Raw genomic sequence first — 20303 nt, forward strand, 5'->3', positions numbered from 1 at the left:
AGCGCCATTCACCGTTGTTGGCGTATGCGATTTCAAGGTGAAAATACTAGACAGTCCTCCTCAGGGCGTGTTGTTATGTATCTGCATTTTGTTCTGATTTTGAAACAGTCTAATTATTTTCTCATTTCTATAAATTCCGCCAAAAGTAAAACTCCATCAAATAAAAAACCAGATAAAATGAAGGCAAAAAGACTTCCGAGGCCCCAGCTCAGTCTGTAAGGAGTATGGTAAATTGCGGAGCCCGATAGGACGAATACTATTATAAAACAAAAGCTTGTAACTATTCCGAGATTAAGTACTCTTTCTGTAATGAGAACTAAAGCATATAAAATTGCGGCAATGCTAATAGTATTAAATACATCCGAAGATGTTAATGGTATTGATGATTTTGATGTTACTCCTTTCATGATTAAGTGAAATAAAATATATGTTACTGATAAAATCAAGTATAACCAGCCCCAACCAGTTAAAGGAAGAAAATCAATACTAAAAATTGCTCCAAAAACAACACTTAATAAACGAATACCAACTACTATGACGAAGAATAAGCCGATGAATATCGCTGCGATTTTGTATTTATCATCTAGAGGATGATCTTTTTTAAAGAACATTGCATAAATTCCTAAGGGAGAAAAAAATAGAGCAGTGGTCAATGCATCCTTTTCTACATCATTGAATAAAGGCAACGATATGTATTGCTCAGCCCAAATAAATAACTCAGTCCATAACCAACGTGTAAATGGAAACCATTGCTCAGATATCCACTTCGCAACTGCTCCTACTCCAAAAAAACTGACAATATATGTAGCAACATGAAAACTTGCTAGCATAGGTCCCATAAAAAAGAAAAAACGTTGTAACTTACTATTATCTTTAGGTTGAAACTGATTTTTAAGTTTTGTCATTGATAGCCTTAAGTAGTGTTAAGTTATAGATAGCTTAGTGATGAGACCGGTTGTAAAAAACAAACTATAGGGTAGTAGTAAATACACATAACAGACTATTAAGAAGGACGTCGTCCCTCTTAATAATATTATAGGGAATCCCGATAATTCTTTTTCCATGTTTGCAATATTCACTCTAAGCATCTATAAATTAATAAGAAATACTGATTGGTCAGAATTTGAAAATTTAAAAGTAGGGATTCCGTCCCTGTTTCTTATTTGGTTATTGTACGCCGATTGCATTAATCGAATAAGCTTAATTTATTATGCCAGATTTTTATTTTTACACTGCTTATTTATTTGTTATAAAAAAGTACCTAAAAGTAGGGGGGTGACTTATTCAATATGTTGAATAAGTCACCCCCCTACTTTTAAGCTGTTTTTTTCAATTCCTTACTTACCTTTCAACTCCATAGCCAAACGATACAACTCATTCTTCTTTCTACCCGTTATCTTCGACGCTATTGCTGCCGCCTGTTTAACCGGTAATTCATCCAGCAATATGGTGAGTAATTCTTCGCTGGAGCTATTGATTGCTTCGCTGTCGGTTTCTTCTTCGTGGCCATCGACCATTAAAACGAATTCGCCTTTTTGATGCATTGGGTCTGCGTTTATCCAGTCCAGCAATCCTTCTAAGTCTCCACGGAATACTTGTTCGTAGAGTTTGGTTAATTCGCGCGCTAGTACGACTTTTCTGTCAGCACCGAATATGGTGTGCATGGCTTCGACGGTGTTGTCTATTCTATGACTGGATTCATAGTAAACCTGAGTACGGGTTTCTTTTGCATTCGCTTGAAGTGCTTTATTTCTGCCGACTGATTTTGCGGGTAGAAAGCCTTCGAAGGTGAAACGGTCTGTCGGTAAGCCTGCGATTGAAAGTGCGGTGATTATTGCACTCGCACCTGGAATGGGTTCTATTCTGTAATTCTCAGCCCCCAATTCATTAACCAAGTGATAACCGGGATCACTAATCAGTGGTGTGCCTGCATCGCTGACGAGTGCGATATTTTCCCCAGCATCTAACCAGTTTTTAATCTGTGCGATTTTGTGTTGTTCGTTATGATCGTGCAGCGCTTGTAGGTCGGCTTGAATACCGAAATGCGTGAGTAATTTACGTGTATTTCGGGTGTCTTCGGCACAGACTTTATCGACCTTTTTTAAAGTCTCGATAGCGCGATGTGTAATATCACCTAGATTACCGATGGGTGTGGCTACGATATATAAAATTCCGCTGGTCGTGTCTGTGTTTTTTGTTGTCATTAATGATATTCTTACTTGAAATTGGGTAAATTTTGTACATTTTTAAAAACGTGCTAGCTAAAATCAAAGTGCTAAGCAAGTAAAGTACACGCTAAAAAATACAAACTAAATAAAGCATATAAATGGGGATTTATTATGAAATGCAAACTGGCTAAAACCAAGATACTGCGCTTGTTACCAGTCTCGTTACTTTTTGCCGTTGTGGTTCTAGGAGGCTGTGCCTCATTACCAAATATTGTACCGCAATTACCTTTACCCCGAGCTGATAATTACTCTTTACCTGCGGGTCAGGATATTGGTCGTGCCAATGCTTTTTTAACCCAGGGTAAAAAACGCGAAGCGGCAGCGGCTTATTTTGAAGCATCTAATAATTACCGTTCGCCAGAACGTGAGAGACTGATTTTACAAGCCGCCGAACTTGCTGCGGTGTTAAAAGATACACCACTCACGCAACGTTATTTAGCTCCTGTGAATTTTGCGGGTTTGAACGCCGAGAATCAGGCGCGTTTCCGTTTTACTCAGGCACAGCTTGCGTTAAATGATAATAACTACCGCGAAACATTGCGTATTCTTCCTCAACGGGTGAATACCTTGCCACCGGAGCTTGGTACTAAAATATTGAATGCACGCATGAGTGCAGCGCAATCGAGCGGTGACAAACTGGCATTAGTACAAGAGTTAGTATTGCAAGAGTCTAGCCTTACAGAGCAACACCAGAAAGACCTGAACAATGACCGTATCTGGAATTATGCGCAACAAATCCCTAATTACCAGCTGGATGAAGGTATCGGCAGAATTAACCATCCTGTGCTTAAAAACTGGTTGATGCTGGCGAAGCTGGGAAAAGTTTCAAAGAGTGATAATGCAAGTGTAAAGACGTCTCTGCGCGGTGATACTGCAAAGTGGTTACAACAAAACCCGAATCACCCCGGCAAAAGCAAAGCGATTGAGTTATTGAATGTGGTGCCATCAACGACGGTTACGCCCTACCAGACTGATGCTACAACAAGCACAACGAATAGCACTGTTGCCGCTGCCAAACCAGCTAAATCAACAAGCTCTAAAAAACAGATCGCGGTGCTTTTACCATTAACAGGTAATTTAGCTGGAATCGGTAAAACCTTGTTGAACGGTATTCAGGATGCGCACAAGTTGAATCCCAATAACAGTGAGTTGAAAGTGCTAAATACGTCTAGTGGAAGCATTGATGGCATTTACAAAACAGCATTAAACGGTGGTGCGCAAACGGTCATTGGGCCATTTATTAAACCTGCATTGAGTAGCTTATCGAGAAGCACGATTCCTGTGCCTACGATTGGTTTGAATTACGTCGAAGGCTTACAGAATACGTCGGGCAATTTATACCAATTTGGCTTATCACCCGAAGATGAAGCGAGACAGATTGTGGATTATGCGATGAGCAAAGGTTTACAACGTGTAGCAATCTTAACGCCAGATTCTGACTGGGGTAATCGCCTGCACGATGCGATGCGCAGAGCAACAATTGAAAAACGCGGCAAGGTTGTGATGAGCGAAAGCTTCCGCAATAGCGCGATTAGCTATGCGAAACCTGCAGAGAGTATCGGCGCACGCGAAAACGAACTTGATGCTATTTTGGTGGCTGCTTCTCCGACTCAGATTAGACGTTTGTATCCTGATTTACGCCAGAAGATTCGCTCATTGCCCGTTTATGCAACGTCGCATGTTTACAGCGGTTTGCCAGACACGGATAAAGATTCTGTTTTGGAAGGTTTAGTTTTCACCGAAACACCATGGGTACTGGATAGCGCAAGTCGTCAAAATTCTTCATCTAGCGCCTTCCCTCGTTTGTATGCGATGGGTATGGATGCTTACAAGCTTTCATCAAGCACTGAATCTCTTAAAGCCTATGGCAGTACAATTAGCGGTAAGACAGGCACGATTAGTCTTGATAAAGATGGAAGCTTCCACCGTAAATCTGGTTTAGCGCGATTCAATAAAGGCGTTGCGATGCCATTTGGTGGTTAAGCGTATCAACACGCCAATAAGCTATTAATGACACGCTAATGCCGAAGCAGTTATCTTTATTTGCGAAACAGCTGGATAAGTTAAAGTCGTTGTCATCTGACGCGAAGAAACTGACTGCTAAACGCAAAAAAGGCAATCAAGCGGAAGATATTGCCTGTGATTATCTGCTTAAAAAAGGGCTGATTCTTAAACAGAAGAATTTCAATACGCCTGCGGGGGAGGTTGATTTGATTATGCTTGATGCCAGATCAGGCAATCAAAGCATGTCAGATGAATCACTGGTTTTCATAGAAGTGCGCTACCGTAAAAATGCAGATTATGGTGGAGCCGCCGCCAGTGTCACACCTAAAAAACAGCAACGAATCATTAAAGCCGCCCTTGCCTATCAGCAGCAGAATGCGCCCCAATCGTCTATGCGTTTTGACGTGGTTGCTATAGAAGGCGATAATATCAACAATAAGCCTAAAATCGACTGGATAGAAAATGCTTTCAGTGGTTTTTAAATAGGCTATAGCACACAAACAACAAACGAATAACAGACGAATAATAACCGCAACGTAAAGACATTTATGAATAACTCGCGCATCGACTTCCTAAGGGAAGCGGCACCTTACATCCACAAGCATCGTGGCAAGATTTTTGTCATCGCCTTTGCCGGTGAAGTGATCGAGTGCGAGAAGTTTTCACAGCTCATCAAAGATATCGCGATTCTCTCTGCATTGGGTACCCAGATCGTTCTGGTACATGGCGCACGCCCGCAAGTAGATAGAAGCCTCAACGCTATGAATCATGAGATTCAAGTGGTTGACGATATGCGCGTGACTGATGCGGTAACCCTGCAAACCGCTAAAGAAGTGATTGGTGCATTACGCGTTGAAATAGAAAACCAGCTGAGCCATGCCTTGAGTATGCCACCCGTGGTTAATGAAAGCCTGGGTGTGTTGTCAGGTAATTTTATTACGGCGCAACCGCTGGGTATTTTTAATGGTACTGATTACCAACACACGGGAACGGTTAGAAAAATCAATGCCAATCTCATCAAGCAATTAACGTCAGCAGGCAGCATCGTTTTATTATCGTCATTAGGATTTTCACCTTCTGGTGAAGCGTTTAATTTACGTTATGAAGATGTGGCGAGTTTTGCGGCGAAGTCATTACACGCTGACAAATTGATCTTTCTCCATGCGGATGCTGCGACACCTACTCTCGATGTAGACCTGCAACAACTGGATAATTTTATCGACGCAAATCCAGAGCAAAAAAGTTTACTCAACCATATTAAAGCCGCGATGAATGATGGCGTTGAACGCGTCCATTTAGTCAGCGCTGAAACCAAAGATGGATTGTTATTAGAGATCTATACACGCGATGGTATTGGCACCATGTTTAACGCCAGCCAGTATGAAAATATTCGTCAGGCACAAACTGAAGATGTCAGCGGCATTATAGATGTGATCGAACCACTGGAAGCAAAAGGTGCTTTGATCAAACGTTCTCGCGAACAGCTAGAACTAGAAATTGATAAATTCAGCGTGATTGAACGTGATGGAAAAATCATTGCCTGTGCTGCCTTATATCTGATCCCTGATACGAATACCGGTGAACTCGCTTGTCTTGCCGTACACCCGGATTATAAAGGCGGTGAACGTGGCGATAGACTGTTGAAACGCATTAGTCAGGAAGCAATGAATCGGAAACTCAGTCAGTTATTGGTTTTGACTACGCAATCGATAGACTGGTTTAAAGAGCGTGGGTTTAAACCCGGTGAGGTAGAAGATTTGCCAGAGCATAAAAAAGCGCTGTATAACTTCCAGAGAAAGTCTAAGATTTTATTGAAAGATCTGCTTATTAAAGCTTGAGACTAATCTTTATTTGTATTGATAACGTAGTTAATAAAGTCATATAGATAAAGTCAGCCCCCTACTTCTGAGCCTTTTTTCTAGGGAGAGACCAAGAAAATGAGCATTAAAGATATCTTTAACTTCATTGAAATTTCTGACGCGATCAGCACTTCAGGCCAACCTACCCCTTTCGAATTCGAAGTTATTGCTAATGCAGGTTTTCAGCACGTAATAAATCTTGCCATGCATGATTCAGATAATGCGCTACCAGAAGAAGGCAGTTTCGTAGCAGAAGCAGGTATGAACTACTTTCATATTCCAGTCCCGTTTGATGCCCCAACGATAGATCACCTCCAATTATTTCTTAAACAGATGAGCATTTTAGAAGGCGATAAAGTCTGGGTACACTGCGCGTTAAACCATAGAATTTCTGCTTTTATGCAGCACTACCAACGCAGTGTAATGCATCGAACTGAGGATGAGATCATCCCTATGGTAGCTACCTGGAAACCTAGTGAAGTTTGGCAGGAATTTATTAAGCTTGATTTAAAGGATGACTAATTAAAAAAAGGCCTATAAGTAGGGGGGTGACTTAATTTTAGTCACCCCCCTACTTATAGGCACTTTTTTCGCTCTAGCTAATGAATTCTAACTAAGATTAGCTTTCAAAAACTCAGTAGTCCTCTTCCATGCAGTTGCCGCATCTTCTGCATCGTATCTTGCACCTGTGGGATTAGCAAAAGCGTGATTGGCATCGTACCAATTGACGGTTAATGAATCTTTCTTGCCTGCTTTTTCCATTTCAGTTTCGAAACCACCGACCATCTCTTTATTGATGTTTTTATCCTGGGTACCGAAATGCCCGAGTACTGGACCTTTTAATGATTTGAGCTGATCTGCTTTCTGTGTGACATAACCGTAGTAAACGATGGTTGCATCAACAGGTGTTGCGATTGAGGCGTTCACTGACCAACCACCACCAAAGCACCAACCCATGGTCCCTACTTTGCCATTAGATTGTTTGTGGTTTTTGAGATAATCAACCCAACCCACTAAGGTTTCGGTTGCCTTGTCACCATCAACAGCTGACATTAATGCTTTCGCTGATGGCGCATCCGTTCCGACCTTGCCGCCATATAAATCTACTGCCAAAGCGACATAACCCATATCTGCCAGTTCCGCAGCGACCGCTTTGATTTGATCATTTAAGCCCCACCACTCATGAATCAATAATACCGTGGGTGCTTTTTCTGCTTTGGGTAACGCGATTGCCGCACTTACTTCTGTGCCATCTGCTAGTTTAATCGTTACATTATCAAGCTTTGCTGCAGCTGCCTGAGATAGTTCAGGAAAGGCTAGTACTGATGCCAAAGGTAAACTTGCTAGCCCTTTTAAGAATAAACGTCTGTCTTCTGGTTTTACTTTTATTTCTGGTAGATGACTCTGATCATCACACCCGTCTAAATCACACATAACTTACACCTTTACTTTATTGTTTACATTATTTTAAAAAATGATCTGCGGATATCTTCTAGACATTATTTTAGTATAAAAAATATTCTAGTTTTTGCTATTTACAAAAAATGCAAACCTGAAGATTAGCGGTCATCCAAAAACTATATAATTGAATACTCATTCATTTTTAAACTACCCTCACTGAACTGGTTAACATATATCAAGTACTTAGCTACTGCGCTCTGTTTTAATTGGGACTCTTACAAAAGAACGATGAGTAATATCACCATGAAAAAAATAGTTTTACTTAGCCTGCTCTCTGCAGTTACGGGATCCGCTTTTGCAGAAAATGATGTGCTAGATGAAGTCATCGTTACTGCAACCCGATCAGAAATAGACACTACAGAAGCCCCAGGTAGCGTGACTGTAATAAGTCGTAAAGAAATTGAGGAAAAAGGTGGTGAGAATGTACTCGATCTAATTCGCGGAACAACGGGTGTTAGTCTGCAAGGTATCGGTTCTGGTGGACGTAAAACTATCAGTTTGCGGGGCATGGAAAGTAAACACACTCTTATATTGGTTGATGGAAAACGCATTCCTGGCACTAATGATACGATTGGTCCGAATACCGATTACCAATACGATTGGGTTCCTACATCCCAGATAGAACGTATCGAAGTGGTTCGTGGTCCTATGTCGGTATTGTACGGCTCCGATGCTTTGGGTGGTGTGATAAATATCATTACCCGCAGACCTGGCAACGAGCTCACAGGAAATGTAAAACTAACCAGTCGATTAGCGAATGGTGATTCTATAAATGGCAGCAAAGATGACGGAGATGGTCACGATGCCAGTTTCAATATCAGTGGCGGTGTAAGTGATAATTTTCAATTGAGTGTGGGTGCGGAAAACTCCCGACGCGCTTCTGTCGATAGCCAGCTGAATCTGGGGCAATCAGCCATTGAAGGACGCAAAAAAGAGCAACTATCACTAGGTGCAGACTGGCAGCCTGCCGAAGATCACAATATCGAGCTGAAATACAGTACCGGACAGGAAAAACGCTGGTATGACACTGCAACCAGCAGGAATGTTCTCTATCAAAGCCAATATGACATTGATCGCGATCAGTTATCTTTAGGGTGGAAAGGGACTGTGGGTAAAATCACAAGCTCGCTACGCGCTTATCAAGGCAAAGTCGATATTAGTAATAAAGCCACCAATGGCGTCGCGGGGACTGCTCCTCAAAAACTTACCGATACCGTTGTGGAAGGTAATATCAGTACTCCATTAGGAGAAAAGCATTTTATTACTGCTGGTTTGGAACATCGTATTGAAGAATTAGAAAATTCGAATTTGGTTAGCAATAAAGAAAATTTCTCGCTTAATTCGCTTTATATACAAGATGAAATAGATATCACAGACAGTACCTTATTAACCCTGGGTACTCGATTCGACGACCATGAGGTCTTCGGCAACGAAGTGAGCCCTCGCGTTTCTGTGGTCTGGAGTGCTAGCGATAATTTAAAGTTAAAAGGTAGCTACGGCCATGGTTTTAAAGCACCCAATATCAAACAGGCTTCATCTGATTATGTATTTGCATTTGGCCCATACTCAATTTCTGGAAACTCTGATCTTGAGCCTGAAACCAGTGATTCATTTGAGGTAGGTGCAAACTACACTAGAGAAAAATTCAGCATTGATGCAGCTATATTCGACAGCAAAGTTAAGAACCTGATTGAGTTGACAGGACCACTGACCGATAGAACTTATCAAAACATCAACGAAGCGCGCTTGAAAGGCGTAGAAATTTCTAGCAAGATTCTATTAACGGAAGCCTTAACGCTGAACACCGGTTATCAATACCTTGATGCTAAAGATGGTGATGGTATTCGCTTGAATCAGCGCCCTCAACATACACTTTCAACGGGCATTACATGGGATAAAAACAAGTGGCAATGGAACCTCAATGCAGAGTATCTATCAGGGCAGATTGTCGAGAAAAATAACGTTTCAACAGATGTTCCTAGCTATACCATCTTGAATGCAGGCGCACGCAGATCTATCAACAAGAATTTAGATCTGGCTATTCGTTTAGACAACCTGACCAATGTTCGCCTGGAAGATAAATCAGATGCTTTTCTTCATGAGGAATATCCACGTACTTTGAGTTTGGAGTTACGCGGCAAGTTTTAAACGACCATGCTTTAAACGGACAAATAAAGACCTCTATAAACAAAAAAGCCCCAGCATTTGCTGGGGCTTTTTTGTTTCTTAGTCATACGATATTACTAATATTGTATGACTAATAATGCATGACTAAACTAGTATCATTCTAATCCAGAAAGGTACTCAGAAAGCGCTTCAATTTCTTCATCACTGACTGCAGCCATAATGCCTTTCATAACCATTGATTGGCCATTGCTACGTGCACCACTTTTGATATCTTTCATTTGTTGCGTTAGGTATTCTTTATTTTGACCGGCTACCTTAGGGTACATAGCAGTCATTGGGGTTTTAGCATCTGCACCATGGCAAGCAACACAGCCTTTAGCAGTGTAAAGTTCTTTTCCATCAGCGGCGAAAGAAGCGCTGCTAAATGTTAATAGGCCAGCTGTTATTAAAAGAGCGCTGGTAGAGGATAATTTAGAAATCATAATGTCTTACTCCAAGTAGAAAAATAGTGTGCCATCTGTTTATAGCAACTAATTTGCACAACGACCTTGAGGTAGATCAATGCCCTTTGATAAATCAGCTAGTTAAATAGTTAATATATAAATTAAATCAGTAACTTATGTTATAGCAATTTTGAATTTATAGATCCTGATATCCCACCAGCTCCCAGTTTTTCATGTTAATCAGCTTAGTACCTGGCTTACCCAAAAAAGGCACTGAAAGGTGGGGGGTGCCTTTTACTGTTATTAATTTGCTCCTTGTTAGATTAGGAATTTCATTGAGCACAATTGTGGCAATTGTTTGGCGCGCATCTAGCTGAATGACTTCTATGGCTTTAGCTCTGGCGATAAATAAAAAACCACTGTCTGCGTAAAAATAATAAGAAGTAATTGGGTTAAAGGTTTTACCAACAAGGTTTATTATCCTTACTGGAAATTGGCTCTGATCTCTTACCATCCCCTCGTTCATTCGATAATCATGCATCACTCCGTTGTAAACAGGTAAAGGGCTATCTTTATAAAGTATTTCCCAAAGCTGGTTATCAACACCTTTCTCGCTACTTATTCCAACGATAAAACTTTGTCGTGATGCGATATTAAAAACTATATCTATTTTTTTATGAGCTGTAGTTCCTTGAACTGGGAAGGATTTCATCACACTGAAATCTGAAGCATCGAGCAACTCTAATGCTTGTGACTGCTTACGCACCACCAATAGATATTTACCGTCAGTGGAGATTGCATAATCGCCTATGCTTTTTTCTGTTTTTACTTTTTCTTTAATGATCTTAACTTGTGGGTCGTCATTAACAACAGAACCTACAGAACCTTCGTAACTAGCAGAGTCTGCAAACAGTGAAAACTGAAATAAAAGAAAAGCAATGAATAACAATTTGTTTAACATATACAAGCCTAATTTCTGACAATAAAAAAGCCCCCTTCCTTCTCAGGTTGGGGGCTTCAGATTTAGCTATTTTACCTATTTACCTATTTCTCCTGGCTAGGGTAACGTTGAATCTATTAAGCTAATCAACCAGCTCATCAACGCTTCCTTATATTTCGGGGAGAAATATTAGTAAATATCGTGCAAGGTATTGGTCAAGTTGAACTTGCCTGTTGGAGTAACGATACGTTCATCATCGATAACACTTTTAAGCTTTAACGTTTTGTCATCAACAACTACCAATGCAGATTTCTTGTCTTTGGCATTCCACACTGAGAACCAAACTTCATCTCCAGCCTTATTGAATTCTGGCTGTACCACACGCTTAGGACCGTCACCTAGATTAGCCCATTCTGCTATCGGCAATACTTTAAAGCCTGCAGCAAAGTTATTGATGTCATAAACAGCAATAGATTGGCTAATTTTAGCATCTGGATTCAATGCAGTATCGACATATAAGTTGGTAGATTTTGGATGTGTCTTTATGAATAAAGAACCGCCACCTTGACCTTTTAACGTTCTTACCACTTTCCACGCTTGATCTTTATGACCTACAGGATCAGTTCCGATCAGTGAAATAGTATCGTCACCCAAATGACTGGTTGACCATACAGGACCGAACTCAGGGTCAATAAAGTTAGCGCCACGACCTGGATGAGGAATCTTTCCAACATCAACCAATGCAGTCAGCTTGCCTTCTTTCGAGTCTATTACCGCAACCTTGTTAGATTGGTTCGCCGCTGTTAAGAAGTAACGCTTAGTCGAATCCCAACCACCATCATGCAAGAATGGAGCAGCACCGATGCTGGTTATTTTCAAATTATCAATATCCGAGTAATTAACCATCAATACCTTGCCAGTTTCCTTCACATTGACAATAAATTCAGGATGTTCATGTGACGCAACAATAGCAGCAACACGTGGCTCAGGATGATATTCCTTAGTATCTACTGTCATACCACGAGTACTAACAATCTGTAGAGGCTCTAAGGTATTGCCATCCATGATTGTGAATTGTGGAGGCCAGTAAGATCCAGCAATTGCATACTTGTCTTCAGTGCCTTTGTATTTAGAGGTTTCAACAGAACGCGCCTCCAGACCTACTTTAATCTCGGCAACCGTATCAGGCTCTGCCATCCATAAATCAATCAGATTGATTTTAGCATCACGTCCAATAACAAATAGGTAACGACCCGATGCAGAGATACGAGAGATATGAACTGCGTAACCCGTTTTGAGGATTCTAACAATTTCTTTGCTATCGCCATCGATTAACGCAATCTCACCAGCATCACGTAATGTCACAGACATGATGTTAGTCAAATCTAGTTTATTCATTTGCTTAGTAGGACGATCTTCAGGCTTGACTAACACCTTCCAGGATTCTTTCATATCCTTCATGCCCCACTCTGGAGGCTGTGGTGGCTCGTGCTGAACATAGCGCGCCATGATATCGATTTCTTCTTTTGTCAGGTCGCCCGATGTTCCCCAGTTAGGCATACCTGCTGGCGAACCATAGGTAATTAAAGCGGTTAAAACAGCTGTTCCACGCTTTTGGGTAATATCTGGTGTTAATGGTTTTCCGGTTGCACCTTTACGTAAAACACCATGACAACCTGCACAACGCTGGAAGAAGGTTTTCTTTGCAAATTCGAATTCTTCTGGTGTGATTGGAGGCGCTTTAGGATCAAGTGTGTCCCTCGTCGATGCTGGATCAATCCCTATTGGGGCACTTTCGTATTTGGTTTCTCCTTTCTCACCCACTGCCGGAGCGGCTTTTTTAGCGGCATCGGCGGCAACTGTTTCAGCGTATGAGAGCTGTAAAGCAAAAGCCAAAGCTGTCATGACCAGTAGCTTGCTACCGGAAGCAATTAGTTTTAATTTCATATCATCACCATTCAAATTATGTTCGGAGAGTAAATTCTCACCGTTAATATAGTGACCCCAAGAACTTTAAGCCTTGATGTGTATCAACAGGCGCCAGTTAGATTTGATATATATCAATTTTTGATTGAATTATGAGTGAAAAATTGGGTGAAATTTAGAAAAGTGATTTTGAAATGGATAAAAAGAAGCTTTGGCTAAAAGGCTGTATTGGGACTTTGCTCTTTATTTATATGAATAACATCTCTCTTAATTTAGATGGGTTTTTAACAAGGATATGTTCATCAAAGACTTCTATCAAATCATCTTTTGTTAGATTTTTTAGGGTACGTGAAAAAGTTTCAGGAGTGACTGATATCCTGGAAGCAATAATACGTTTAGGCGCACCTAACATTACTTTGGTTTCCTCAACACTTTCATGATGAATATCTTCAAGCAAATAACTTATCAAACGATAGGATGCATTGTGCAGACTTAAACGCTCCATTTCATTCATTAACCAATGCAAACGGGCACTTAAACGACTAATAACTTTGAGGCAGGCTTCAGATGAGTTACTTAACACCTGGATATATTTCTGAGCATTAATACGAAGAACTGTGGCGTTACTCAATGCTTTTGCATTAACGGGATACCCTTCCATGCCATTTAAGATAATCACTTCCGCAAAGGTATTTCCAGGATTGATGATATCAACGACTTTTTGCGTCCCTTCAAATGACAACAAGCTAATCTTAATCTTCCCTTCTACCAGTAAGAAAAAATCGGTTGCCGGTTGCTTTTGTGAAAACAAAATCTCACCCGCACGCAATTCACAAACAGAAGTGCCCTGCAATATTGTCGCAAAATCTTCTTTATTAATATCCATAAATAAGAAATTGCTACGCATCGCTTCTTGAAAATCAGGGTTTAAAACTTGCATCACTTTCCTTCATTTAAGTATTCATTTTCTAGCTACCGTTTAAGTCTCTCAGCGCTAATAAAAGAGTATACCTAATCACTGCATAGTTGTAATGACTTGATCAACATCAAGGTCATCCTTTATTACATCATTACATCAATTCACGTTTGGTAAACGACTAATAAATTGGCCTGCTTTTTACAACTAAGAGTGAGACTAAATAAAGTTAAAACATTCTTGAAAAAAGTGCTCTAAAGCTGGGGGGTGTCTTTAGCTCATTACGATATGGATTAACAACAATACCTTTGTGCATAACAAATAACATTACCTGCCGAATTGATATTTATCAAATAACTTTCATTGGCCCCATGGCACTTGATGCACATCAAGGCTAGCCAGACGCTATATAGATACAGTCGCTAAAACTATTAATGGACTGGAGTGTATATTGCTATGAGAGAGACCTTTACAAAAGGTATGGCTCGCAATATTTATTATGGAGGAGGCGTTTTCTTCTTCTTGGTACTTATTGGATTAACCGTGGATACGGTGAGAGGCCTACCGAAAACCGATAATTCACAAAACCTTACCGAAGAAGTTGCAGCGGGTAAGAGACTGTGGGAAATAAATAACTGTATTGGATGTCATACCTTATTAGGAGAAGGCGCTTACTTTGCACCTGAACTTGGTAATGTTTACACCCGATTTGGCGAAAGCACTGATGCAATCAAAGGCTTTATTATGAGCCGCCCAAAAAATGGTATCCCGGGCCGTCGCAGTATGCCGCAATTCAACTTTACTCCAGATGAGTTAGAAGAAATTGCGCAGTTTCTTAAGTACGTTGATGGCATTAAAGTTGCCAGAGACTGGCCACCAAATAAAGAAGGGTAAGGGAGAAATCACATGAAATATCAATCACAATCCATAGCAAAGCTGTATTTTATTGCCGCTATTGGACTCTTTGTGGGACAGATCCTTTTTGGTGTAACACTCGGGCTTCAATATGTAATAGGCGATTTCCTCTTTCCATATATACCATTCAACGTTGCACGTATGGTGCATACTAATCTTTTGATTGTTTGGTTACTGTTTGGTTTTATGGGGGCAGCTTACTATCTTGTTCCCGAAGAATCAGAGCGTGAACTGTATGCACCCTGGCTAGCCAAACTTTTATTCTGGATATTCCTGGTTGCAGGCGCACTCACGATACTGGGCTATTTATTGGTGCCTTATGCTGCTTTGGCAGAACTCACCATGAACGATTTGTTGCCTACTATGGGACGAGAATTCCTTGAACAACCCACCATTACCAAGATAGGTATCGTCATAGTTGCCCTTGGCTTCCTGTTCAATATTGGCATGACAATTCTTACTGGTCGTAAGACAGTAATTTCTCTGGTGCTATTAACGGGCCTGATTGGTCTAGCCGTATTCTTCCTGTTCTCATTCTACAACCCAGACAACCTGGTTCTGGATAAATACTTCTGGTGGTTCGTTGTACATCTATGGGTAGAAGGCGTATGGGAATTAATCATGGCAGCTATGCTGGCCTATGTATTAATCAAGGTAACTGGTGTGGACCGCGAAGTTATTGAGAAGTGGTTATACATCATCATCGCGATGGCTTTGATCTCTGGCTTAATCGGTACAGGTCATCACTTCTTCTGGATTGGTGCACCGGATTACTGGCAATGGTTGGGATCTATATTCTCAGCAATCGAGCCAATTCCATTCTTCATGATGACTTTATTTGCCTTCAATGTGGTGAATAAAAGACGCCGCGACCATCCAAATAAAGCAGCGGTATTATGGGCACTCGGTACAGCGGTTATGGCTTTCCTTGGCGCTGGTGTTTGGGGCTTCCTACACACACTTGCACCGGTTAACTTTTACACTCATGGTACTCAGATCACAGCGGCTCATGGCCACATGGCGTTCTACGGTGCTTATGTAATGGTGATTTTAACCATGATCTCTTACTCAATGCCATTAATGCGCGGTAAACAGGCAGGCAATGCAAGAGCTCAGGTTATTGAAATGTGGTCATTCTGGTTGATGACTGTAGCGATGGTGTTTATCACCCTATTCCTTACAGGTGCTGGCATCTTACAGGTTTATTTACAGCGTTATTCAGATACACCATTAGGTTTTATGGCAACTCAGGACAAGCTCGAGATATTCTATTGGGCACGTGAAGGAGCTGGATTAGTATTCCTAATTGGTTTGCTGGTTTACGTCTACAGTTTCTTTGCCAAAGGTGAAGAAGTTGAGATGCTAGAAACGACTACAGTAGCTAATTAAGTAGCTCGTTAGAAGGTTTTACTTAAATGTAAGCTTTAAGAAAATACCGCTTTTTGAGCGGTATTTTTTTTAGTAACACATTCGTAAATAAAACATCACTGAATACCAGAATAACTTAATAAGGAAAAAGTAATGATGAAATCAGAAACATCAAAGAATCAAGAACAGCAACTTAAAAACGCATCAAATGCTGCCCTCGCCTCTTTGCTTAATCTAACGATTTTGCCCGTTATTAGTTTTATCGCACTGCTATTTATTTATAAAAAAACACAGCCAGGAAACATAGATCACTATCATGCTGTGCTTGGTATAAAAATTAATCTTACTGCGACGATCGCATTATTTTTAGTCAGCACATTGATGATATTGCTAGGTGGATTTCATTCTCCCTGGACATGGGTGTATGTAATCACTTATTTCACCATTGTACATACGATATTTATCGTTTTTGCAATCTGGGCATTGGTACGATCATGGTCAGGTGATAAATTAAAATCTAAACACAAAAAGTAGATAATTTTAGATAACTACAGATAAGCAAAGTCACCCCCCACCTTTCAGGCACTTTTTTAGAGCGAATCGTTATTCATCACTTGATGATCATCAAGGCATTACCCCCTAATCAGCATTACAGTTAAGTCATTAAAAATAGAATAGAAATACTGTGAATACTGACATTATCGATCAAGAGCCAAAGCTGCTTCCGGGCGATCTAGCTATCTGGTTTTTTATATTTATGGAACTGCTTGTTTTCGGCATTGCGTTTATCAGTTACGCCGTGGTTCGTGTGCAAAACGAGGAAATGTTCAATCAATTCCAGTTAACACTGAATACCGAATTAGGCGCGATTAATACCATCGTATTGATTACTTCCAGTTACTTTGTCGTGCGTGCAGTGCATACGATTAAAAAACATGGCGATTATATTGGCTGTTCACGATGGTTATATGCGGCGGTAGCAGGTGGTGGTTTATTTCTCGTTTTAAAATCATTCGAATATTACGACAAGTTTTCTGCAGGCATTAGTCTCAGCACCAATACGTTTTACATGTTTTATTTATCACTCACGATGTTCCATTTTTTACACGTCATTCTCGGCATGATTATCCTGCTGGCAATTGCGATAAAAGCGCAACGCGGTGGCTATAGCGCAAGCAACCACATCGGTGTTGAGTCTGGCGCATCTTATTGGCACATGGTGGATTTGGTGTGGATTATTTTATTCCCTCTTGTTTACGTAATGCGATAACGGGAAGATGACAATACGATGAAAAGTTATTACAACATTCACACCATCTGGATAGCATTGATATTGCTAACCTTATCTACCTACGCGATGGGTGCGCTTGGTTTTAGCGGGCTTCCAATAGTGATAGTCCTGCTACTAACAGCTGCTATTAAAGGCGTATTAATTATCAGTGAGTTTATGGAATTACGTGGCGTTTCTTTGTTATGGCGAGTCATTATGTATGGCTGGTTATGGACCGTTATTCTTACGATTGCGATTACTTACGCAATTACTATTTAGCTTAGCTCGCTTAAATTTAACTAAACTAAACAACTCAACACTAAATAGGCACCATTAAATGAGCGACATTCCTTTCTACCAAAACCAGAATAACGAAGTTGAGCTGTTTGGTCATGCGTATAACAATCAGCTCCCTCTGTTAATCAAGGGTCCGACAGGTTGTGGCAAAACACGTTTTATTCAACATATGGCTGCCAAACTGAATCGCCCACTTTATACGGTTGCTTGTCATGATGACCTTACTGCGGCAGACCTCGTCGGTAGACATTTAATTGGCGATGGTGAGACCTATTGGCAAGATGGCCCACTGACCAAAGCCGTTCGTGAAGGGGCTATTTGTTATCTGGATGAAGTGGTTGAAGCGCGTAAAGATACGACGGTTGTGCTTCACCCGCTCTCTGATGATCGCCGTATTTTACCTATTGAACGTACGGGTGAAGTACTTACTGCATCACCAGAGTTTATGCTGGTCGTATCTTATAACCCCGGCTATCAAAACCTACTAAAAGGAATGAAGCCATCAACACGTCAGCGTTTTATCTCTATGCGTTTTGATTATTCAAATATTGAAACTGAAACCACTATCGTCCAACAAGAAACACAGATCGATAAAGACACTGCGACTCAATTAATCGAACTGGCGCATGCTTTACGCGTATTGAAAGATCATGATCTGGAAGAGTCTGCATCTACCCGTTTATTGGTTTATGCAGCCACGTTAATAAAGTCTGGATTTGATCCGATCGATGCCTGCCGCGCCGCAATCATTGAGCCTTTAAGCGATGACGAAGAAACAGTTGAAGCGTTAATGGAAGTTGTCAGAGCAAAAATTGTACAAACGAAAAGTGTAGCAACGAGTAGAGACATATAGGTTTCGATTCAATGAATAAACAAAACCCAGAAATCACTACCAAGTATGAATTGATAGAACCCAGGCACGCTGAAGATCACGCTGGAACTATTGCAGAAGCTTTCTTCATTGCGAATCTATTGTTTGTAGGGATTTTTTACGTGTTACTTTGGGGTTTGTATTTCATGGCATATAAAAATGCATCTACCGTGAGTAAGCATCATATAAAACAAACATTGATAGCGAGTAGTGTCACGACAGCTATCGCGATATTACTGAATATTATTATTTTACTGACGACAGGATATGCCTCTGCGACTGCCCTCATTTTGGCAGAAATGTATCTCATGCTAATCGTTCCTGCTTTTTTGATATTGGGTATTCTGGGTTTTACCAAAGCAGTTCAAGGGTTGGATTTTAGATTCCCCCTGATCAGCAAATTTATATCAAAACCTAAAAGCCAATAATGAACTATGAATGCTATCACACATCCTGCACGCCCCTTTGGCGCTAAGCCCAGAAAAATTCCTGGTAGTCTGGCGATATGGGCAGCAATACTCGCAGAGATGAGTGAATTTGCGGTGATGTTTATCGTGTATTTTCTGGCAAAAGTACATAACCCTGAAATTTTTGCAGAAGGCCCATTAAAGCTGAATACCACAGCTGGCACTGTAAATACCTTGATCATGTTAACTAGCAGCTTCTTTGTTGTCAGAGGCGTTATTGCATTAAGAAACAATAATAGCGTCGCTTGTAGTCGCTGGTTATGGGGAGCAGTTATTTGCGGCGGGTCGTATCTTGTTATCAAGTATTTTGAGTACCGCTGGAATACTGCACAAGGACTAGAAACCGAAACCAATATTTTTTACGGCGTGTATTACTACATTACCTTTAACCATTTTTTGCATGTAGGCTGGGGTAGCGCTGCCATAGTTTGGGTTATTTACCGCGTAAATACTGGCATCTATACCAAAAATGAACACGAAGGTTTATTAAACATTGCTGTTTACTGGCATATGATCGATCTTGCCTGGATTACCATTTTTCCTTTGCTGTACGTAATTCGATGAGGGCTATCTGATGAGAACCATGCAATGAAAATATCAATTAACAAAAAGATGACACATATACAACTTATCAATACCTTTTGGGTAATTCTGATATCGCTGACACTGTTCAGTGCTTATATGGCAGAACAGGCAAAACCTGGGTTGACCAGCATCCTCATTATGTCACTAGTACTCGCCATAAAAGGTCGAATAATTGTCGACCACTTTATGGAATTGAAAGATGCACACGTGGTTTTGCGCACACTCATGCGAGTGTATTTTTATGTGATACCTACACTGATAATTCTGGTTTATTTATTTCCGGAACAGATTGTAAAATGGACGGTGCTTTAACGATGAAAAGCAAAAAGAACAGCAAGATGAACAGCAAAATGTTCAATAAACAAAAAAGTAGCTATAAGTGGGGGGGCGACCTTAATCACCTTCAGAGTCATATCAGATGAGAGAACTCAATTGCACCCATTGTGGTAAAACCATAGCCGCCGATGATCAATCTTGTCCTCATTGTGGGATGCCATTAGCACCTCACTTAAGAAAATCACCCCAGCGTAAATTTATTTGGTGGTTTATCGGCATTGTGATTTTCTGTGCGGTGATGATTTATTTATTGCCCTTCTTCGGCTCGACCAGATTCCCGGGGCGCTAGA

22 protein-coding genes are annotated in these 20303 nt (G+C 40.7%); 15 read left to right on the forward strand and 7 right to left on the reverse strand.

Going from position 1 to position 20303, the window contains the following annotated elements; genetic code table 11:
- Positions 1 to 113 precede the first annotated feature (113 nt).
- Both Q1A31_RS16115 and rsmI read right to left on the reverse strand, forming a co-directional pair.
- Positions 114 to 905: a hypothetical protein gene (locus Q1A31_RS16115; protein ID WP_299879068.1), complete on the reverse strand. Its 792-nt coding sequence runs from the start codon at positions 903 to 905 to the stop codon at positions 114 to 116.
- Between the two features lie 432 nt (positions 906 to 1337).
- A complete protein-coding gene (gene rsmI / locus Q1A31_RS16120) occupies positions 1338 to 2204 on the reverse strand; it encodes a 16S rRNA (cytidine(1402)-2'-O)-methyltransferase (RefSeq protein WP_299879070.1) in 867 nt (288 codons plus the stop codon).
- Positions 2205 to 2339: 135 nt separating this feature from the next.
- On the opposite strand from rsmI, the gene Q1A31_RS16125 reads away from it, so the two are divergent.
- From Q1A31_RS16125 to Q1A31_RS16140, 4 genes are all read left to right on the forward strand, one after another.
- Complete coding sequence (locus tag Q1A31_RS16125; protein WP_299879073.1) at positions 2340 to 4211, forward strand: penicillin-binding protein activator; 1872 nt, start codon at positions 2340 to 2342, stop codon at positions 4209 to 4211.
- Positions 4212 to 4249: 38 nt separating this feature from the next.
- Positions 4250 to 4714 carry a YraN family protein gene (locus Q1A31_RS16130; protein WP_299879076.1) on the forward strand — a complete coding sequence of 155 codons (465 nt, stop codon included), beginning with the start codon at positions 4250 to 4252 and terminating at the stop codon, positions 4712 to 4714.
- 66 nt (positions 4715 to 4780) lie between these two features.
- Entirely contained in the window at positions 4781 to 6070 is a 1290-nt protein-coding gene (gene argA / locus Q1A31_RS16135; protein ID WP_299879079.1) for an amino-acid N-acetyltransferase, read from the forward strand.
- A gap of 99 nt (positions 6071 to 6169) precedes the next feature.
- Positions 6170 to 6613 carry a protein tyrosine phosphatase family protein gene (locus Q1A31_RS16140; protein WP_299879082.1) on the forward strand — a complete coding sequence of 148 codons (444 nt, stop codon included), beginning with the start codon at positions 6170 to 6172 and terminating at the stop codon, positions 6611 to 6613.
- Between the two features lie 87 nt (positions 6614 to 6700).
- On the opposite strand, the gene Q1A31_RS16145 is transcribed toward Q1A31_RS16140, so the two are convergent.
- The gene (locus Q1A31_RS16145; RefSeq protein WP_299879084.1) at positions 6701 to 7525 is read right to left on the reverse strand and encodes a dienelactone hydrolase family protein; all 825 of its coding nucleotides are present in this window, start codon (positions 7523 to 7525) and stop codon (positions 6701 to 6703) included.
- 270 nt (positions 7526 to 7795) lie between these two features.
- Between Q1A31_RS16145 and Q1A31_RS16150 the strand changes: the two genes are divergently transcribed.
- Positions 7796 to 9700, forward strand: a complete 1905-nt coding sequence (locus tag Q1A31_RS16150) for a TonB-dependent siderophore receptor (RefSeq protein WP_299879087.1) — start codon at positions 7796 to 7798, stop codon at positions 9698 to 9700.
- A gap of 134 nt (positions 9701 to 9834) precedes the next feature.
- Here the strand turns inward: Q1A31_RS16150 and Q1A31_RS16155 are convergent, their stop codons facing one another.
- The 4 genes from Q1A31_RS16155 to Q1A31_RS16170 form a co-directional block, all read right to left on the reverse strand.
- Positions 9835 to 10161 (reverse strand): cytochrome c, encoded by a 327-nt coding sequence (locus Q1A31_RS16155; protein WP_299879090.1) that lies wholly within the window; start codon positions 10159 to 10161, stop codon positions 9835 to 9837.
- Between the two features lie 157 nt (positions 10162 to 10318).
- A complete protein-coding gene (locus tag Q1A31_RS16160) occupies positions 10319 to 11083 on the reverse strand; it encodes a hypothetical protein (protein WP_299879096.1) in 765 nt (254 codons plus the stop codon).
- Between the two features lie 168 nt (positions 11084 to 11251).
- Complete coding sequence (locus Q1A31_RS16165; RefSeq protein ID WP_366943037.1) at positions 11252 to 13009, reverse strand: cytochrome D1 domain-containing protein; 1758 nt, start codon at positions 13007 to 13009, stop codon at positions 11252 to 11254.
- Between the two features lie 226 nt (positions 13010 to 13235).
- Positions 13236 to 13928, reverse strand: coding sequence for a Crp/Fnr family transcriptional regulator (locus Q1A31_RS16170; RefSeq protein WP_299879099.1), 693 nt, complete (start codon positions 13926 to 13928; stop codon positions 13236 to 13238).
- 432 nt (positions 13929 to 14360) lie between these two features.
- Between Q1A31_RS16170 and Q1A31_RS16175 the strand changes: the two genes are divergently transcribed.
- From Q1A31_RS16175 to Q1A31_RS16220, 10 genes are all read left to right on the forward strand, one after another.
- On the forward strand, positions 14361 to 14798 hold the full coding sequence (locus Q1A31_RS16175) for a cytochrome c (protein WP_299879102.1): 438 nt from the start codon (positions 14361 to 14363) through the stop codon (positions 14796 to 14798).
- A 12-nt stretch (positions 14799 to 14810) separates the two neighbouring features.
- Positions 14811 to 16208 carry a cbb3-type cytochrome c oxidase subunit I gene (locus tag Q1A31_RS16180; protein ID WP_299879105.1) on the forward strand — a complete coding sequence of 466 codons (1398 nt, stop codon included), beginning with the start codon at positions 14811 to 14813 and terminating at the stop codon, positions 16206 to 16208.
- A gap of 132 nt (positions 16209 to 16340) precedes the next feature.
- Positions 16341 to 16721, forward strand: coding sequence for a hypothetical protein (locus tag Q1A31_RS16185; RefSeq protein WP_299879108.1), 381 nt, complete (start codon positions 16341 to 16343; stop codon positions 16719 to 16721).
- 151 nt (positions 16722 to 16872) lie between these two features.
- Positions 16873 to 17457: a cytochrome c oxidase subunit 3 family protein gene (locus tag Q1A31_RS16190; protein ID WP_299879112.1), complete on the forward strand. Its 585-nt coding sequence runs from the start codon at positions 16873 to 16875 to the stop codon at positions 17455 to 17457.
- An 18-nt stretch (positions 17458 to 17475) separates the two neighbouring features.
- Complete coding sequence (locus Q1A31_RS16195) at positions 17476 to 17736, forward strand: cytochrome C oxidase subunit IV family protein (RefSeq protein ID WP_299879115.1); 261 nt, start codon at positions 17476 to 17478, stop codon at positions 17734 to 17736.
- Positions 17737 to 17794: 58 nt separating this feature from the next.
- A complete protein-coding gene (locus Q1A31_RS16200) occupies positions 17795 to 18607 on the forward strand; it encodes a CbbQ/NirQ/NorQ/GpvN family protein (RefSeq protein ID WP_299879118.1) in 813 nt (270 codons plus the stop codon).
- Positions 18608 to 18618: 11 nt separating this feature from the next.
- Entirely contained in the window at positions 18619 to 19053 is a 435-nt protein-coding gene (locus Q1A31_RS16205; protein WP_299879121.1) for a hypothetical protein, read from the forward strand.
- A 6-nt stretch (positions 19054 to 19059) separates the two neighbouring features.
- Positions 19060 to 19656 (forward strand): cytochrome c oxidase subunit 3 family protein, encoded by a 597-nt coding sequence (locus Q1A31_RS16210; RefSeq protein WP_299879124.1) that lies wholly within the window; start codon positions 19060 to 19062, stop codon positions 19654 to 19656.
- A 24-nt stretch (positions 19657 to 19680) separates the two neighbouring features.
- Positions 19681 to 19989, forward strand: coding sequence for a cytochrome C oxidase subunit IV family protein (locus Q1A31_RS16215; RefSeq protein ID WP_299879127.1), 309 nt, complete (start codon positions 19681 to 19683; stop codon positions 19987 to 19989).
- A 106-nt stretch (positions 19990 to 20095) separates the two neighbouring features.
- Entirely contained in the window at positions 20096 to 20302 is a 207-nt protein-coding gene (locus tag Q1A31_RS16220; RefSeq protein WP_299879130.1) for a DUF2116 family Zn-ribbon domain-containing protein, read from the forward strand.
- Position 20303: the final 1 nt, after the last annotated feature.

The sequence above is a fragment of the uncultured Cocleimonas sp. genome (assembly GCF_947495625.1).
Taxonomy (GTDB): domain Bacteria; phylum Pseudomonadota; class Gammaproteobacteria; order Thiotrichales; family Thiotrichaceae; genus Cocleimonas.

Coding starts and splice junctions, on each gene's coding strand:
- Q1A31_RS16200 (WP_299879118.1), top strand. CDS start 17,795: ATGAGCGACATTCCTTTCTACCAAAACCAGAATAACGAAGTTGAGCTG.
- Q1A31_RS16185 (WP_299879108.1), top strand. CDS start 16,341: ATGATGAAATCAGAAACATCAAAGAATCAAGAACAGCAACTTAAAAAC.
- Q1A31_RS16140 (WP_299879082.1), top strand. CDS start 6,170: ATGAGCATTAAAGATATCTTTAACTTCATTGAAATTTCTGACGCGATC.
- Q1A31_RS16155 (WP_299879090.1), bottom strand. CDS start 10,161: ATGATTTCTAAATTATCCTCTACCAGCGCTCTTTTAATAACAGCTGGC.
- Q1A31_RS16175 (WP_299879102.1), top strand. CDS start 14,361: ATGAGAGAGACCTTTACAAAAGGTATGGCTCGCAATATTTATTATGGA.
- argA (WP_299879079.1), top strand. CDS start 4,781: ATGAATAACTCGCGCATCGACTTCCTAAGGGAAGCGGCACCTTACATC.
- Q1A31_RS16145 (WP_299879084.1), bottom strand. CDS start 7,525: ATGTGTGATTTAGACGGGTGTGATGATCAGAGTCATCTACCAGAAATA.
- Q1A31_RS16210 (WP_299879124.1), top strand. CDS start 19,060: ATGAATGCTATCACACATCCTGCACGCCCCTTTGGCGCTAAGCCCAGA.
- Q1A31_RS16150 (WP_299879087.1), top strand. CDS start 7,796: ATGAAAAAAATAGTTTTACTTAGCCTGCTCTCTGCAGTTACGGGATCC.
- Q1A31_RS16170 (WP_299879099.1), bottom strand. CDS start 13,928: ATGCAAGTTTTAAACCCTGATTTTCAAGAAGCGATGCGTAGCAATTTC.
- Q1A31_RS16220 (WP_299879130.1), top strand. CDS start 20,096: ATGAGAGAACTCAATTGCACCCATTGTGGTAAAACCATAGCCGCCGAT.
- rsmI (WP_299879070.1), bottom strand. CDS start 2,204: ATGACAACAAAAAACACAGACACGACCAGCGGAATTTTATATATCGTA.
- Q1A31_RS16130 (WP_299879076.1), top strand. CDS start 4,250: ATGCCGAAGCAGTTATCTTTATTTGCGAAACAGCTGGATAAGTTAAAG.
- Q1A31_RS16205 (WP_299879121.1), top strand. CDS start 18,619: ATGAATAAACAAAACCCAGAAATCACTACCAAGTATGAATTGATAGAA.
- Q1A31_RS16215 (WP_299879127.1), top strand. CDS start 19,681: ATGAAAATATCAATTAACAAAAAGATGACACATATACAACTTATCAAT.
- Q1A31_RS16115 (WP_299879068.1), bottom strand. CDS start 905: ATGACAAAACTTAAAAATCAGTTTCAACCTAAAGATAATAGTAAGTTA.
- Q1A31_RS16125 (WP_299879073.1), top strand. CDS start 2,340: ATGAAATGCAAACTGGCTAAAACCAAGATACTGCGCTTGTTACCAGTC.
- Q1A31_RS16180 (WP_299879105.1), top strand. CDS start 14,811: ATGAAATATCAATCACAATCCATAGCAAAGCTGTATTTTATTGCCGCT.
- Q1A31_RS16165 (WP_366943037.1), bottom strand. CDS start 13,009: ATGAAATTAAAACTAATTGCTTCCGGTAGCAAGCTACTGGTCATGACA.
- Q1A31_RS16195 (WP_299879115.1), top strand. CDS start 17,476: ATGAAAAGTTATTACAACATTCACACCATCTGGATAGCATTGATATTG.
- Q1A31_RS16160 (WP_299879096.1), bottom strand. CDS start 11,083: ATGTTAAACAAATTGTTATTCATTGCTTTTCTTTTATTTCAGTTTTCA.